This window comes from Streptomyces sp. NPDC021622 (assembly GCF_040640795.1).
In the GTDB taxonomy this organism is placed as follows: domain Bacteria; phylum Actinomycetota; class Actinomycetes; order Streptomycetales; family Streptomycetaceae; genus Streptomyces.
This window is the reverse complement of record NZ_JBFACK010000002.1, coordinates 564,746-578,428: the sequence shown is the minus strand read 5'-3', so window position 1 is coordinate 578,428 and position 13,683 is coordinate 564,746. Positions and strand designations below refer to the sequence as shown.

At 70.9% G+C, this 13,683-nt stretch carries 13 protein-coding genes; 9 read left to right on the top strand and 4 right to left on the bottom strand.

What is annotated here, in order from left to right; all coding sequences use genetic code 11:
• Nucleotides 1-70: 70 nt before the first annotated feature.
• The 5 genes from AB0G47_RS07045 to AB0G47_RS07025 all read left to right on the top strand — a co-directional run bounded on the left by AB0G47_RS07045 (nucleotide 71) and on the right by AB0G47_RS07025 (nucleotide 4,956).
• On the top strand, nucleotides 71-1,531 hold the full coding sequence (locus AB0G47_RS07045) for a condensation domain-containing protein (RefSeq protein ID WP_360764865.1): 1,461 nt from the start codon (nucleotides 71-73) through the stop codon (nucleotides 1,529-1,531).
• Nucleotides 1,524-2,519, top strand: a complete 996-nt coding sequence (locus AB0G47_RS07040; RefSeq protein ID WP_360764863.1) for an alpha/beta hydrolase — start codon at nucleotides 1,524-1,526, stop codon at nucleotides 2,517-2,519. The genes AB0G47_RS07045 and AB0G47_RS07040 overlap by 8 nt, the downstream gene beginning before the upstream one ends.
• Nucleotides 2,516-2,806: an acyl carrier protein gene (locus tag AB0G47_RS07035; RefSeq protein WP_360764860.1), complete on the top strand. Its 291-nt coding sequence runs from the start codon at nucleotides 2,516-2,518 to the stop codon at nucleotides 2,804-2,806. Before AB0G47_RS07040 ends, AB0G47_RS07035 begins: the two co-directional genes overlap by 4 nt.
• Before the next feature lie 39 nt (nucleotides 2,807-2,845).
• Nucleotides 2,846-3,928: a zinc-binding dehydrogenase gene (locus AB0G47_RS07030; protein ID WP_360764858.1), complete on the top strand. Its 1,083-nt coding sequence runs from the start codon at nucleotides 2,846-2,848 to the stop codon at nucleotides 3,926-3,928.
• Nucleotides 3,929-4,197: 269 nt separating this feature from the next.
• Nucleotides 4,198-4,956, top strand: coding sequence for an AfsR/SARP family transcriptional regulator (locus AB0G47_RS07025; protein ID WP_360764855.1), 759 nt, complete (start codon nucleotides 4,198-4,200; stop codon nucleotides 4,954-4,956).
• Between the two features lie 42 nt (nucleotides 4,957-4,998).
• Here the strand turns inward: AB0G47_RS07025 and AB0G47_RS07020 are convergent, their stop codons facing one another.
• Nucleotides 4,999-5,340, bottom strand: a complete 342-nt coding sequence (locus AB0G47_RS07020) for a hypothetical protein (RefSeq protein ID WP_360764852.1) — start codon at nucleotides 5,338-5,340, stop codon at nucleotides 4,999-5,001.
• A gap of 166 nt (nucleotides 5,341-5,506) precedes the next feature.
• Between AB0G47_RS07020 and AB0G47_RS07015 the strand changes: the two genes are divergently transcribed.
• The 4 genes from AB0G47_RS07015 to AB0G47_RS07000 all read left to right on the top strand — a co-directional run bounded on the left by AB0G47_RS07015 (nucleotide 5,507) and on the right by AB0G47_RS07000 (nucleotide 9,988).
• Complete coding sequence (locus AB0G47_RS07015) at nucleotides 5,507-6,862, top strand: sensor histidine kinase (protein ID WP_360764848.1); 1,356 nt, start codon at nucleotides 5,507-5,509, stop codon at nucleotides 6,860-6,862.
• Nucleotides 6,853-7,497, top strand: a complete 645-nt coding sequence (locus AB0G47_RS07010) for a response regulator transcription factor (RefSeq protein ID WP_360764845.1) — start codon at nucleotides 6,853-6,855, stop codon at nucleotides 7,495-7,497. Before AB0G47_RS07015 ends, AB0G47_RS07010 begins: the two co-directional genes overlap by 10 nt.
• Before the next feature lie 5 nt (nucleotides 7,498-7,502).
• Complete coding sequence (locus AB0G47_RS07005) at nucleotides 7,503-8,252, top strand: DUF4097 family beta strand repeat-containing protein (protein ID WP_360764842.1); 750 nt, start codon at nucleotides 7,503-7,505, stop codon at nucleotides 8,250-8,252.
• Nucleotides 8,253-8,338: 86 nt separating this feature from the next.
• A complete protein-coding gene (locus tag AB0G47_RS07000) occupies nucleotides 8,339-9,988 on the top strand; it encodes an AMP-binding protein (RefSeq protein ID WP_360764839.1) in 1,650 nt (549 codons plus the stop codon).
• Here AB0G47_RS07000 and AB0G47_RS06995 read toward each other — a convergent pair.
• The 3 genes from AB0G47_RS06995 to AB0G47_RS06985 all read right to left on the bottom strand — a co-directional run bounded on the left by AB0G47_RS06995 (nucleotide 9,966) and on the right by AB0G47_RS06985 (nucleotide 13,677).
• Complete coding sequence (locus AB0G47_RS06995) at nucleotides 9,966-10,508, bottom strand: GNAT family N-acetyltransferase (protein ID WP_360764836.1); 543 nt, start codon at nucleotides 10,506-10,508, stop codon at nucleotides 9,966-9,968. The genes AB0G47_RS07000 and AB0G47_RS06995 overlap by 23 nt on opposite strands.
• A gap of 103 nt (nucleotides 10,509-10,611) precedes the next feature.
• Nucleotides 10,612-11,304, bottom strand: a complete 693-nt coding sequence (locus AB0G47_RS06990) for a hypothetical protein (RefSeq protein ID WP_360764833.1) — start codon at nucleotides 11,302-11,304, stop codon at nucleotides 10,612-10,614.
• 78 nt (nucleotides 11,305-11,382) lie between these two features.
• Nucleotides 11,383-13,677, bottom strand: a complete 2,295-nt coding sequence (locus AB0G47_RS06985) for a protein kinase (protein ID WP_360764830.1) — start codon at nucleotides 13,675-13,677, stop codon at nucleotides 11,383-11,385.
• Nucleotides 13,678-13,683 lie beyond the last annotated feature (6 nt).

The window sequence follows — 13,683 nt, the reverse complement described above, 5'->3', positions numbered from 1 at the left end:
AGCGGCGATGAGCGCGTTCCCCACCGACCCGAACCGACCGGCCACCGGCGGCGCCGACAGAAAGACAACCATGCCGACTCACCATCAGCTCTCGCACGCACAGCAGGCCTTGTGGTTTCTCCACGAGCTGGCGCCTGTGAGCAGCGCCTACCACACCGGGGTCGCCCTGGCCGTGCGCAGCGCGCTCGACACGGCGGTCCTCGCCGATGCCGTCGCCGCGACGGTCCACCGCCACCCCATGGCCGACTCCGCCTTCATCCGGCACGGGGGACACCCCGTAAGGCTCCACACGGCGCCCGCGCCCCCGCGCCTCGAGGTGCGCGAGGTGCCGGGAGCCGACGACGCGGAGCTGCACCGGGCCGTCCGCGACGCCCTCAACGAGCCGTTCGATCTCGAGACCAGGGGCGCGTTCCGGTTCGTCCTGCTGCGCCGTACGCCATCGGACGCCGTCCTCCTCGTCGCGGGCCACCACATCGGCACCGACGCCACCTCCAACTGGCTGCTGCTGCGCGACGTGGTCCACGCCCACGGCCGCATCGCGTCCGGCGACGAGGCGGGCCTCGCGCCGGTACCCGGCGACTACGACGCCTATGTCGCCAAGGAGGCGAAGCTCCTTGCCTCGCCCCGTGGCGAACGGCTCGCCGCCCAGTGGCACGCCCGCTGCGACGGCGCCGCCCCCGCCGAGATTCCCACGGACCGGCCCCGCACCGCACACCGCTCGGGCGTCGGCGCGACCCACACGATCGACCTCGACGCACCCCTGGTGGCCCGTCTGCGGGAGGCCGCGCGCACCTGCGGCGTGACCCTCTTCTCCTACCTGCTCGGCACCTTCCAGGGGCTGCTGCACCGCTACACCCGGCAGAACGACTTCCTCGTCGGCTGCCCGACCACCACCCGCATGGCGCCGGCCCTGCGTGAGGTCGTCGGGAACTTCATCAACACCCTCGTCTTCCGCGCCGAGTTCGGTCCCACGACGACGTTCCGCGAAGCGGCCGGGGCCGCCGACGCCCAGGTCCGCGCGGGCATCGCCGGGGTGGGCTACCCCTTCTCGCTGCTGACCCGCACCGCGAACCGCCCGCGCAGCAGCTCGGGCGCCTCCCTGTGCCAGATCACCTTCAACATGATCGGCACCGCGGCCCCTGACCCCCTCATGCGGCTGCTCCTCGACAGCGAGAGCGGCGGCGACGCCATCGAGTACGCCGGTCTTGTGCTTGCGCCGTGCCCGCTGCCGCAGGCGGAGGGCCAGCTCGACCTCTCCGTGAACATCCGGCAGAGCGCCGAGACACTGTCGGTCGACTTCCGCTACGACGTCGACCTCTTCGACCCGGACACCGTGCGGCGCTTCGCCGACCTCTTCGTCCGCGCGGCCGACCAGTCCGCCGCGGACCCGGACGCCCCCGTCGCCCGGCTGCGCCTGATGGACGCCGCGGAACTGGCCCGCCTGATGGGCTTCGACGACGACACGTATGACGACGACGCCGACGACGCCGATGACACCGACGCGTACGGAGAGGTGGCGGGGCGTGGCTGAGATCACCCACCGCACCCTGCGTGCGGGAGGCCGCAGCTTCCACGTCGCCGAGGCCGGCGAAGGCCCCCTCGTCCTGCTGCTGCACGGGTTCCCCGAGCTGTCGTACTCGTGGCGGCACCAGCTCACCGGGCTCGCAGCGGCGGGCTTCCACGCCGTCGCCCCGGACCTGCGCGGTTACGGCGGCAGCGACCGCCCCGACGGCGTCGACGCCTACACCATCCACCACCTGGTCGGCGACGTCGTCGCTCTCCTCGACGCGCTGGGCGCCGAGCGCGCCGTGGTCGTCGGCCACGACTGGGGCTCCCAAGTCGCCTGGCACACCGCCCTGATGCGCCCGGACCGGGTGCGCGGGGTGGCGGGCCTGAGCATCCCCTACCGCCCGCGCAGCGGCCTGCCCCCGCTGCCCGCCCTGCGCCGCGCCTTCGGCGACCGCCACTACATGCTCTACTTCCAGACCCCCGGCCTCGTGGACGAGGAGCTGGCCAGGGACCTGCCCGCCACGTTCCGCCGCATGCTGGGCGGCACCTCCGGCGGTGCCCCCGCCGTCGACCCGGTGGTCCCGCAGGGCGGCTGTCTGCTCGACATCTATCCGGACTCCGGCGTCCTGCCCGACTGGCTGACGGAGGACGACATCGCCGTCTACGCCCGGGAGTTCGGCCGCACCGGCTTCACCGGCGGCCTGAACTGGTACCGCAACCTCACCGCCAACTGGGAGCTCACCGCCCCCCTCGCCAAGGCCCGGATCCCGGTGCCCGCGCTGTATCTGGCCGGCGCGGACGACTTCGTCATCCGCGCCGTCGACCCCGCCCACCTGGAGACCGAACTCCGGCGCTGGGTACCGCACTTGAGAGATCTCGTCCTGCTGCCGGGCTGCGGCCACTGGGTGCAGCAGGAGCGGCCGGCCGCCGTGACCGATGCGCTGGTCGCCTTCGCCCGATCCCTCGAACCGTCCGACCCTTCCACGACCTTGACCTTGGAGCACCGATGACCACCGCACAGCAGCCCTCCGCCGCCACCGCCGAGCACCAGGCCGTCGTCGACTGGCTGGTCGAGAAGGTGGCCTTCTACCTCGACGTCCCGGCGAGCGGAATCGCACCCGACGGCAAGCTCGTCGAGTACGGCCTCGACTCGGTGTACGCGCTGGCCCTGGTCGGCGACATCGAGGACGAGTACGACATCGAGGTGGAGGCCACGCTGGCCTGGGACCACCCGACGATCGAGTCCATCGCCGGACTGGTGCGGGAGCTGGTCGCCGGTTCGCGCGCCGACGGCTGACCGGACGAGGAAGAGTACGGCGGAGGAAGGAGTACGCCCATGCGCGCCGCGATCACCCGTGACGGAGCCCTCGTCGTCGAGGAGGTGCCTGATCCCGTACCGCAGGCAGGACAGGTCCTTGTGCGCACCCTGGCCTGTGGGATCTGCGGGTCGGACCTGCACGCGCTCGACGACCCGGACGCGTTCATGGACATCATGCGCCGCACGGGCGGAACCCCGCACGACATCCGTGAAGGCATCGTGCTCGGCCACGAGTTCGCGGGCGAGGTCGTGGATTACGGCCCCGGCACCGTGCGTGCGCTGCCAGTGGGCACGACGGTGTGCGGACCGCCGATCGGGTTCGGCCCGCAGGGCTCCGGGATCATCGGCTACACACCGGCGTTCCCGGGCGGCTTCGGCGAGTACATGATCCTGCCGGAGGCGTTCACGATGGCGGTGCCGGGCGGAGTGCCGGCCGAGGTCGCGGCCCTGACGGAACCCTTCTCCGTCGCGACGCGCGCGGTCCGGCGCTCGGGCATGGACGCGGGTGACGTGGCGGTCGTCCTCGGGCTCGGCCCCATCGGCCTCGGTGTCGTCGCCGTACTGAAGGCGCAGGGGCACGGGCCCGTGGTCGCCGTCGACTTCTCGGCCGAGCGGCGGGCGCTCGCCGAACGGCTTGGCGCGGATGTGCTGATCGACCCCGCGGTCGAGTCGCCGTACGACCGCTGGAGTTCGCTCGGAGTGGTCACAGGGACGATGGACCGGATGGCCGCCGAGTACCGCGGGTTGAAGGTGCGCGACGCCGTGCTGTTCGAGTGCGTGGGCGCGCCCGGCATGCTCGACCAGGTGGTGCGGGGCGCGCCTGCCGGTTCCACCGTCGTCGTGGTCGGAGTGTGTCTGCGGCCCGACACCGTCGACGCCGGGGTGGTGGCGCACAAGGAGCTGGACATCCGCGGCTCGTTCGGCGGCAGCCCGGCCGAGTACCGGCAGACCCTGCGGGACATCGCCGACGGCCGGATCGACGCGGGCGTCGTCATCACGGGCCGCACCGGACTCGACGGCCTGGCCGACGCCGTCGCCGAGCTGTCCGGAGGGGGCCGGCACGCCAAGATCACGGTGGATCCGCGGCTCGGCGGCACCTGATACCCCCTTTCGTCCCTGGCATGGCACGGGCCGCACCGAGGAACTCTCGGTGCGGCCCGTGCTTTTGGGTATTCGCCGGTTGTCGCGAGGGATTCCGCGGGCTCCGGGTTCCGGGCGGAGCGCAAAGAAACCGCAATGTGTTTCCATGGTCACGGATAATCACTCTTGGTTAGTTCAATACTAAACTCGCGGCCGGGTGACCTGCGGTTTCATGTACGATGCTTAGCGGTGCAACGCCCTGCACATGGAATGCACCAGGGGGTAATACAGTGGATACGATAAATTTTCGCATCCTGGGGCCGATTGACGCCCTGTCGAATGGAGACGCAATACAGCTCGGCGGGGCCAAGTCGAAGACTGTGCTCGCAGCGCTCCTGATGGCCGAAGGCCAGGTCGTCACCGTTTCCAGACTCGGGTACCTGCTCTGGCGTGACCAGCCGCCGAAGACGTGCGATGCGCAGGTCTACACGTACATCTCGCGGTTAAGGAAATCCCTGGACTGCCAGGTGTCGATAACACGTCGGGGGCATGGCTACGCAATGTCCGTCGGCGATGCGTCGTGCGATTGGAAAGATTTCGAACGGCTGTCGCGAATGGGGCGCGGCGCGCTGGCAGAACGTCGCTTCCGCCTCGCGGCGAAGTATCTCAGCGACGCGCTGTCCCTGTTTCGGGGAAACGCGCTCGCGGACGGCACGGAACACCTCATCAGCGAGGAGTCGGCCAGCTTCGACGAGGCCCGGATGGCCGCTCGGGAGGGCCGTATCGAGGCGTATCTCGCGCTCGGAGTACACACGGATCTGGTGCCTGAGCTGCTCAAAATGGTCACCAGATACCCGTTCCACGAGCGGGTGCGGGCCCAGTTGATGCTCGCCCTGCACCGCTGTGGCAGACAGTCCGAGGCCATCGCCGTCTACCACGAAGGGCGTCGGCTGCTCGCCGAGGAACTCGGTGTGGACCCCAGTCAGGTCCTTGCCGACGTCTTCCAGGGCATCCTCACCGGCCGTCCCGAGCTGCAGCCCGCGGTGTGATCCTGTGCGTGCCCGGCCGTGGTGCCCGTCCGTCTCCGGGCCTCAACTCCCGGAGCCGCGCGCGCAGATGGCCGCGCCCGCCAGCCACGTCGCGGCGACCGCGTACGGAGCCTCCCGCAGCAGTACCGACACCCCGCACAGAGCCGCGACGACCATGCAGAGCCGCAACCAGGACAGCCGCCGTCGGCGTGCCGCATGTGTGGCGATCGCCATATCGACGGCCTCGTCGACGATCTCCGCGATGCGGTCGTCGATCAGATCGCCGTACCGGTCGACGAACCGGTGCAGCTCCTCACGGGAAGCGGGTCCGGCCGGGGCGTTGCTTTCGTGGGGGGCGTCCGCGATCAGCGTGTCGCCCTCAACTGCCGTGTTCTGCTTCGTCATACGGATCACTCTGGACGACCGGGTGCCGCGCTGTCGGTCACGTGAACCCACGGACCGGGGGTGGGTTATCCCTACCCCCGACTCGTCGGTTGTCCTCGTATCGGCCCAGGCCACAGCCTCGCTACCGTCCCGGTGTAATCAGGAATCGTCAGTCGAGGAGGGCCGCATGGTTCTGGCCGACACCCACGAAGCCGGCCACCGGTCGGAACCGGGTGACCCCGTGATCGCCGGTGACCAACCGATGGCACGACCGCAGGGCCCGGCCCTGCCACCGAATCCTTACCGGGCTCTGGGATCCCCGTACTTGTGGCGGGCGAGCGTCCAGCTGGCCACCGACGCGGTGATGGGTGTGGCAGGACTGGCTGTGCTGACCGCGCTCGGTGCCGCGGTCTGCCTGGTGCCGGCCGGTCTTGTCGGCGTACCGCTGGTCATACTCGCGGGCCGGGCGCTGCATCTGCTCGGCGCCGCCGAGCGCCAACGCTGGTCCGCCATCTGCGAGTTGGACATACCGCCGCAGCCGCGTCCCGCGCTGTCCGGACCGCTGCTCGCATCGGCGGCGGCGCTCGCCAGGAGCCGGTCGAGCTGGCAACTGGTGGCCTACTTCGGGGTACTGGCCCCCTGGTCGCTGGTGACCCTGCTCGGCAGCGCGCTGGTGTGGGGCCTCCCGCTCGCTCTGGTCATGCTGCCCGCCTACTACACCCAACTACCTTCGGGATCCGCCTCGTTGGGGCTGATCACGGTCGGCGACCTCGGTACCGCGCTCCTGGTCTCCGCGGTCACGCTGTTGCTGTGGGCCGCCCTCGCCCCGCTGGTGGTGCGCGGTCTGCTCGCCGCCGACGTGCTGCTCGCCCGCACCCTCCTCGCGCTGCCCCGCGATGTCACACTGGCCCAGCGGGTCGAGTACTTGACGGAGAGCCGGGCCCGCGTGGTCGACGCCGCCGAGGCCGAACGCCGGCGCATCGAACGCGACCTGCACGACGGCGCCCAACAGCGCCTGGTCGCCATGGCGATGACGCTCGGCCGGGCCCGCTCCCGGCTCAAGGGCTCCGGCCAGGACGCGGCGCTCGAGCTGGTGGACGAGGCCAGGGCCAGCGCCCAGGAGGCCATCATCGAACTGCGCGACCTCACCCGCGGACTGCACCCGCCCGTCCTCACGGACCGGGGTCTGGACGCCGCCCTGTCCGCCGTGGCCGCCCGTCTTTCGATCCCGGTCGACGTCGACGTGGATGTGGCACCTCGCCCGTCGGCGACCGTGGAAGGCATCGCCTACTTCGTCGTCACCGAAGCCCTCACCAACGTCGCCAAGCACGCGCAGTCCCGGAAGGCCTGGGTGCGGATCCGGCGCACCGCGGACCGGCTTGCCGTGACGATCGGCGACGACGGCGTCGGCGGGGCGAAGGTCTCGCCGGGCGGCGGACTCGCGGGCCTGGCCGACCGGGTCTCCGGCGTCGACGGCCGACTGCACGTCACAAGCCCGCCCGGTGGACCGACCCTGATCGAAGTGGAAATGCAATGCGCGTAGTGATCGCCGAGGACTCCGCCCTGCTGCGGCAAGGCATCGTCCTGCTCCTGCGGGACGCCGGCATCGACGTCGTCGACGCCGTCGGGGACGGGGAGGCGCTGCTGCGCTCCGTCGCCGAGCACCGGCCCGACATCTGCGTCGTCGACGTACGGATGCCGCCCACCTTCGTCGACGAGGGCCTGCGCGCCGCCCTCGTCATCCGCAACCGCTGGCCGGAGACCGGGGTGCTCGTGCTGTCCCAGTATGTGGAGCAGAGCTACGCCGTCGATCTCATCGAGAGCGCGACCAGCGGCGTCGGCTACCTGCTGAAGGACCGGGTCTCGGACGCGGACGAGTTCGTCGACGGCCTGCGGCGCGTCCGGGCCGGCGACACCGTCCTCGACCCGGAGGTGGTCAAGCAGATGCTCGCCCGCAGTCGCAGGCAGGACCCCATGGCCACGCTCTCGCCCCGGGAGCGCGACGTGCTGGCCGCGATGGCGGAGGGCCGGTCCAACACGGGCATCGCCGACGAGCTGTGCATCGGCTCCGCCGCCGTCGAGAAACACATCCGCAGCATCTTCGTGAAGTTCGGGCTGCACCCGGAAGACGGCGAACACCGCCGTGTACTCGCCGTTCTACGTTACTTGGGAGCTTGAAAGACATGGCAACGCGCAAGAACCGCTGGATCCTGGCCGTCGGCCTGATCATCCTCGTCGTGGTCGCCGGCACCGGCGCTTGGCTGGTCACCGGCGCCCTTCCCGCCCACAAGAAGTACTCCTCCGACCACACCGCGAACGCCGCGTCCAGCACCCTGCTGCGCGTCGGCACCCACGGCGGCGTCACCTTGCACGCCGGCCATGACTCCAAGGTCCACGTCACGGCTACCGGCGACTACGCGGACACCCCGCCGAAGGTGACGGTGAAGTCCTCGGGGAAGACGACCGAGGTCACCGGCTCCTGCGGCGACGACTGCTCCCTGAACCTGGACATCACCCTGCCCGCCGCCCTCGCGGCCGAAGTCAGTTCCGACCAGGGGCAGATCACCGGAAGCGACCTCACCGGACGCCTCGCCCTGACCACCGATGCCGGTGCCATCGACCTCACCAACCCGCGGGGCTCGCTCGTGCTGCACACCGCCGGCGGCCAGATCGACGTGAAGGACGCCAAGCCCGCCACCTTCGAGGCAAGGACCCGGCAGGGCGAGGTCCGCGCCACCTTCGCGACCGCCCCCACCACGACGGCCGTCACCACCGACCAGGGCGGCGTCGACCTGACCCTGCCGCGCCACTCCGGCTACTACATCCAGGCGCAGAGCAAGACCGGAACCCCGCACATCACCCTGCCTTCGAACCGCGACGGCAAGCACACGGTCACCGTGCACACGAAGGAAGGCGGCGTGGAGATCCACTGAGGCTCATGGTGCGGGGGGCTCGAGGGTCGACGCGGCGCCGACCCCCGGGTCACACTTGACGCCGTTTCGGGTTCTGGGAGTGGTTCATGGGCGTGTTGACAGATGTCTCCGGCGAGGTCCGGCGGACCGAGCTCTCGTACGCGCACGGCGTGAGCGCGACGCCGCTGCTCGGTGACACGATCGGGCGGAACCTCGACCGGGCCGTCGAGGCCTGGCCGGAGCGGGACGCGCTGGTGGACGTGGCGGCGGGTACGCGGTGGACGTACGCCGAATTCGGGACCGCCGTCGAGCAGTTGGCGCGCGGGTTCATGGGGAGCGGGGTCGCCAAGGGGGACCGGGTCGGGATCTGGGCGGTGAACTGTGCCGAGTGGGTGCTCGTGCAGTACGCCACCGCGCGGATCGGCGCCATCATGGTCAACATCAACCCGGCTTATCGTGCACATGAGTTGGAGTACGTGCTCAAGCAGGCCGGGGTGTCGGTCCTGGTCGCGTCGCAGTCGCACAAGTCGAGCGACTACCGATCGCTCGTCGATCAGGTGCGGCCCGGCTGTCCCGACCTGCGGGCTGTTCACTACATCGAGGACGGTTCCTGGGATGTGCTGCTTGATGCGGCGAACGCCGTCTCAGGTGCCGAACTTGCCTCCCGCGAAGCCGAGTTGAGTTGCGACGACCCCGTCAATATTCAGTACACGTCCGGCACGACCGGCTTTCCCAAGGGGGTCACCCTCTCCCACCACAACATCCTGAACAACGGTTACTGGGTTGGGCGTACGGTCGGCTACACCGAGCAGGATCGGGTGTGTCTGCCCGTGCCCTTCTATCACTGCTTCGGGATGGTCATGGGGAATCTGGGTGCCACCTCTCACGGGGCCTGCATCGTCATCCCCGCGCCCTCCTTCGACCCCGTCGCCACGCTGCACGCCGTCGAGCGCGAGCGCTGCACCTCGCTGTACGGGGTGCCGACCATGTTCATCGCGGAGCTGAACCTCGCCGACTTCGCGACGTACGACCTGAGTTCGCTGCGCACCGGCATCATGGCGGGCTCGCCCTGCCCGGTCGAGGTGATGAAGCGGGTGGTCGCCGAGATGCACATGGAGGAGGTCTCCATCTGTTATGGAATGACGGAGACTTCGCCGGTCTCGACGCAGACGCGGCGTACCGACGACCTGGAGCGGCGCACCGGCACCGTGGGGCGGGTGTTGCCGCACATCGAGGTCAAGGTGATCGACCCGGTGAGCGGAGTGACGCTGCCGCGCGGCGCGTCCGGTGAGCTGTGCACTCGGGGCTACAGCGTGATGCTCGGCTACTGGGACGAGCCCGAGCGGACGGCCGAGGTGATCGACTCGGGGCGTTGGATGCATACGGGTGACCTCGCGGTCATGCGCGAGGACGGTTACGTCCAGATCGTCGGGCGGATCAAGGACATGATCATCCGGGGCGGCGAGAACATCTACCCGCGGGAGATCGAGGAGTTTCTGTACGGCCACCCGAAGATCGCGGATGTCCAGGTGGTGGGGGTTCCCGACGAGCGGTACGGGGAGGTTCCGCTTGCCTGCGTCATCCTCCGGGACGCGGACGCGGAAGATCCGCTGACGCTTGAGGAGCTCCGGGCGTACTGCGACGGGCAGTTGGCGCACTACAAGATCCCGGCCGGGCTGCGGATCCTGGCGGACTTCCCCATGACGGTGTCCGGGAAGGTGCGGAAGATCGAACTCAGGGAGCGGTACGGGGCGTAGCTCCGCCGGGGGTGAGGTCGCGGCGCATGGCCACCCGTGGCCAGCGGTCGAGGCCCAGCTCGGCCTCGTGGGCGCGGATCTTCCGCAGCCCCGGGGTGAGTTCGGCCTCGCCGAGCACGCGGAATCCGATGCGGGCGTAGTACGGGGCGTTCCAGGGGACGTCCGCGAACGTGGTGAGCGTGAGGGGCCTGCGGGTGCGGTCGGCGGTGTGCTCGATCAGGGCCTGGCCGATGCGGTGGCCCGCGGCGCGGGGGTGCACTGAGATCTGCTCGATGTGCTCGGCGTTGTCCACGGGTTCGCTGATGAGGTACGCGACGGGGGCGTCGTCGGTGGCGCCGTGCGCCGGGGTGGTGGCCACCCAGGCGTTCCCGGCGCGCCGGAAACGGTCCAGGGTTTCCAAAGTGGGCGGTTCGTCGTCGGCGATGGCCCCCATGCCGAGGGCGCGGAAGGGCTCGCCTGCTGCGCGCTCGATGTCCTGGAGCGTTGCCAGGTCGGCGGGGGTGGCCGGGCGGATTCGCATGCGCCGACTATGCCTGGTCCGGTGTGTCCGGGTGCGGGATTTTCTGGCCCGCCGCTTCGCGGCGGATTTCTCCCCCCCACCCACCCGATTGCCCTGCGGCGTCCTAAACCCCCATCGCCAGCAGCTCGTCCGCCGGTGAATTCACCGGCTGCGGCGTGCCCGTGAGGTCGATGAGGAACAGGGGGATCGACAGCGCCTGCGCGCGGGCGTGGGCCGGATCCTCGTAGCCGGCCAGGGAGAAGCAGAGACAGGTCGTCGTGGCCGCCATGGCGGACAGCCACAGGCATTCCACGTCGCGCAGGGAGAGGGGGCGTACCGATGGCTCTATCAGCGCGATCACGCCCTCCGCGGCGACCCGCACGCCGGACGGCGCCCGCTCGACCGCCCCGCGGATGTCCCGGTACCCCAGCCACCGCAGATACAGCTCGGCCACCGTCACCACGTCCCGCGCCGTACGGACGGCGATCGGCTGGAACGCGGGGCGCGGCGCCGGAGCCGTCCGGGGAAGCGGGATGTGCGCCGGAGCCGTCGGAGGCGTACGCACCGGTATGCGCAGCACCGCCCCGCAGCCGCACCCCAGCTCCGGCTGCGGCCACTGACCCCGGTGCCCGCACACCTGGCAGCGCACGCTCACCCACGCGTCCGCCCACGTCCGGTCGGTGACCGGCGACACCGCGGCGCCGCGCGCGAGGGGCAGGACCACGGGGGCGCCGCATCCGCAGGGGTATGTCGGCGGCGCGTACAGGTGCTCGCGCCGGCAGACGGGGCACCGCACCGGCATGCTGCTCTGCGTCATCGCCCTCACCGTCCGCCTGCCCCTGGAGCGTCCATCGTCCACCAACGAGGCCTGGCGGGACAGGAGATTGACGGTACATCAGCCAAATCCCACCGCCCCGATCCGCGACTTCGAGCTGGACACGAAGACGACCACCTGCCGCCCGCTCGCCGCCACCACATTGCCGATGCCGTCCATGGCCGCCACGTACGGCAGCGTGCCGTCCCCGTCCGTCGAACCGTCGTCGAGGTCGAAGCGCACGATGTGGGTCGGTTCGTCGGGGGAGCTGTACTCGACCATGCCGGTCACCTTGCCGTCGCCGAGCGAGAGCAGGTTCATGCCGCCGAACGGCAGCGGCTCGTGGAGGCGGACCTCGCCCGATTCCGTGTCGATCACGACGAGTTCGGCCTGTCTGCCGGACAGGCCCCTCGTCTGCGCGGCCACGATGTCGCCCTCGGACAGCATTCTGCCGTCGTCCTCGCCCCGGACCAGGTCGAGTTCGCCGTACGGACCGTGCCGCGCGAGCTCGTGGTGCGCGCGCCCCTTGAGGTCGAGGACGAGCAGCGAGTTCTTGCTGCCGTCGCCGCCCCGTCCAAGGGAGACGGCCACCGGCTCGGTGGTGAGCACCCGCGGCTCGGTGACATTGACCGGCAGCCGGTGCGTCCAGCGCACCTCACCGGTGGCGGCGTCCAGTTCCCGCACGGTGTTGGCGCTCGTGGCCACGCCGTCCCCGCCGGAGCACGTCTGGAGGAGGACGACCGTGCGCCTGCCCACCGTCGCGATGAACAGGCTGCAGTTGTCGACCCCTTCCGTGTAGTGCCACAGCTCCTTGCCGGTGCGGCGGTCGAGGCCGACAACCCCGCGCTCGCCCGACGCGACGAGCGTCCGGCCCGTCATGCCCAGTGTGATCCCCGCGCCGTGCGGTGCGCCGATGTCCTTGTGCCACAGGAGTTTTCCGCTGCCGGTGTCGACGGCGCCGACGCGTGTGCACTTGGCCTGCCGGTTCGGGTCCTTGCCGAAGCTGAGGGCGCCGATGCCGCCGGACGTCGCGCTCGGGCCCGCCGACGCCGAGCAAGTCCGAAGATTATTAGGGGGTTTGACCGTCCAGAGCTCGTCGCCGTTTGCCGCGTCGTATCCCCGCGCGCCGAGCCAGTCGACGCGGGCAGCGGTTCCATTGTGCAGCCAGCCGCCGAGCAGGAAGCGCTCGTCGTCATTCCCGGTGACGTCGGCCGTCCACTTCTTCTCGCGTACGCCTTCCGCCTGCGCCGCGGGGAGTACGTCGCTGCCGGGGCCGGCGGGCGCGGTGCGTGCGCTCTTGTTCGGGGGCGTGGCCGAGGAAGCGGGCGGTGAGCTGCTCGACGCGCCGCCGCCGGGCTTCTTTCCCTGCGGGGTGCCGCCTGCGTCTTCGTCCAGGAGCCGCGGCACGAACACCGCCGCGAGGACAGCGAGCACGGCGGCCGCCGCGACCAGCGGCCACCACGGGCGGCGGCGCCGCGGCGGGGTCACCGGCGGCGGGGGAGCGGGCCGTGGCGGGGGCGGGGCCAGGCGGTAGGAGGTCGGTTCGGGGGAGCCGTCCCACGGCGCGAGGGCCGACTGCGCGGCCCGCGCCGCCGCGATCACCTCGCGGGGCGAGGGCCGCCGCCCCGGCTCCTTCGCCAGACATGCGCGTACGAGGGGCAGCAGCGGCCCGGTGACACCGGCGGTGTCCGCGTCCTCGTGCACGGTCCGGTACGCGATCGTGGCCCCGGGCCCTTCGCCGAACGGATGCCGCCCGGTCGCCGCGAAGAGGAGGACCGCGCCGAGCGAGAAGACGTCCGACGCGGCCTCCACCGGTGCGGAGCCGGTGAGTTGCTCGGGCGACGCGTAGCCGAAGGTGCCGATCATCATGCCCGTACCGGTCAGCGCGGTGGCGTCGGCGGCGCGTGCGATGCCGAAGTCGATGACGCGCGGCCCGTCGTCGGTGAGCAGTACGTTCGACGGCTTGAGGTCACGGTGCACGACGCCCGCGCCGTGGATGACGACGAGCGCCTCGCCGAGCGCGGCGGCCAGCGTGCAGAGCCGGCCGTGCGGCAGCGGACCGCCCTGCGCGAGCGCCTCGCCGAGCGAGGGTCCGTCGACGTAACTCGTGGCGAGCCACGGCGGATCGCCCTCCGGGTCGGCGCCCACCACCGGCACCGTGAAGTAGCTCAACACCCGTTCGGCGGCGGCGACTTCCTGCCGGAAGCGGGCCCGGAACTCGGGGTCGTCGGCCAGCTCGGCGTGCACCAGTTTGACGGCGGCCTGCCGCCCCTCGCGGTCCCGCCCCAGATACACCTCGCCCATGCCGCCCGAGCCGAGCCGCCGCGTCAGCTCATAGCCGCCGACCCAACGCCCGCCGCTCCCGGGGCCGTTCACCGGCGC

Bases quoted from the DNA above. Each gene is read 5' to 3' on its own strand.
- AB0G47_RS07045 (WP_360764865.1), top strand. From the start codon at position 71: ATGCCGACTCACCATCAGCTCTCGCACGCACAGCAGGCCTTGTGGTTT.
- AB0G47_RS07035 (WP_360764860.1), top strand. From the start codon at position 2,516: ATGACCACCGCACAGCAGCCCTCCGCCGCCACCGCCGAGCACCAGGCC.
- AB0G47_RS07030 (WP_360764858.1), top strand. From the start codon at position 2,846: ATGCGCGCCGCGATCACCCGTGACGGAGCCCTCGTCGTCGAGGAGGTG.
- AB0G47_RS07020 (WP_360764852.1), bottom strand. From the start codon at position 5,340: ATGACGAAGCAGAACACGGCAGTTGAGGGCGACACGCTGATCGCGGAC.
- AB0G47_RS07015 (WP_360764848.1), top strand. From the start codon at position 5,507: ATGGTTCTGGCCGACACCCACGAAGCCGGCCACCGGTCGGAACCGGGT.
- AB0G47_RS07010 (WP_360764845.1), top strand. From the start codon at position 6,853: ATGCGCGTAGTGATCGCCGAGGACTCCGCCCTGCTGCGGCAAGGCATC.
- AB0G47_RS07005 (WP_360764842.1), top strand. From the start codon at position 7,503: ATGGCAACGCGCAAGAACCGCTGGATCCTGGCCGTCGGCCTGATCATC.
- AB0G47_RS07000 (WP_360764839.1), top strand. From the start codon at position 8,339: ATGGGCGTGTTGACAGATGTCTCCGGCGAGGTCCGGCGGACCGAGCTC.
- AB0G47_RS06995 (WP_360764836.1), bottom strand. From the start codon at position 10,508: ATGCGAATCCGCCCGGCCACCCCCGCCGACCTGGCAACGCTCCAGGAC.
- AB0G47_RS06990 (WP_360764833.1), bottom strand. From the start codon at position 11,304: ATGACGCAGAGCAGCATGCCGGTGCGGTGCCCCGTCTGCCGGCGCGAG.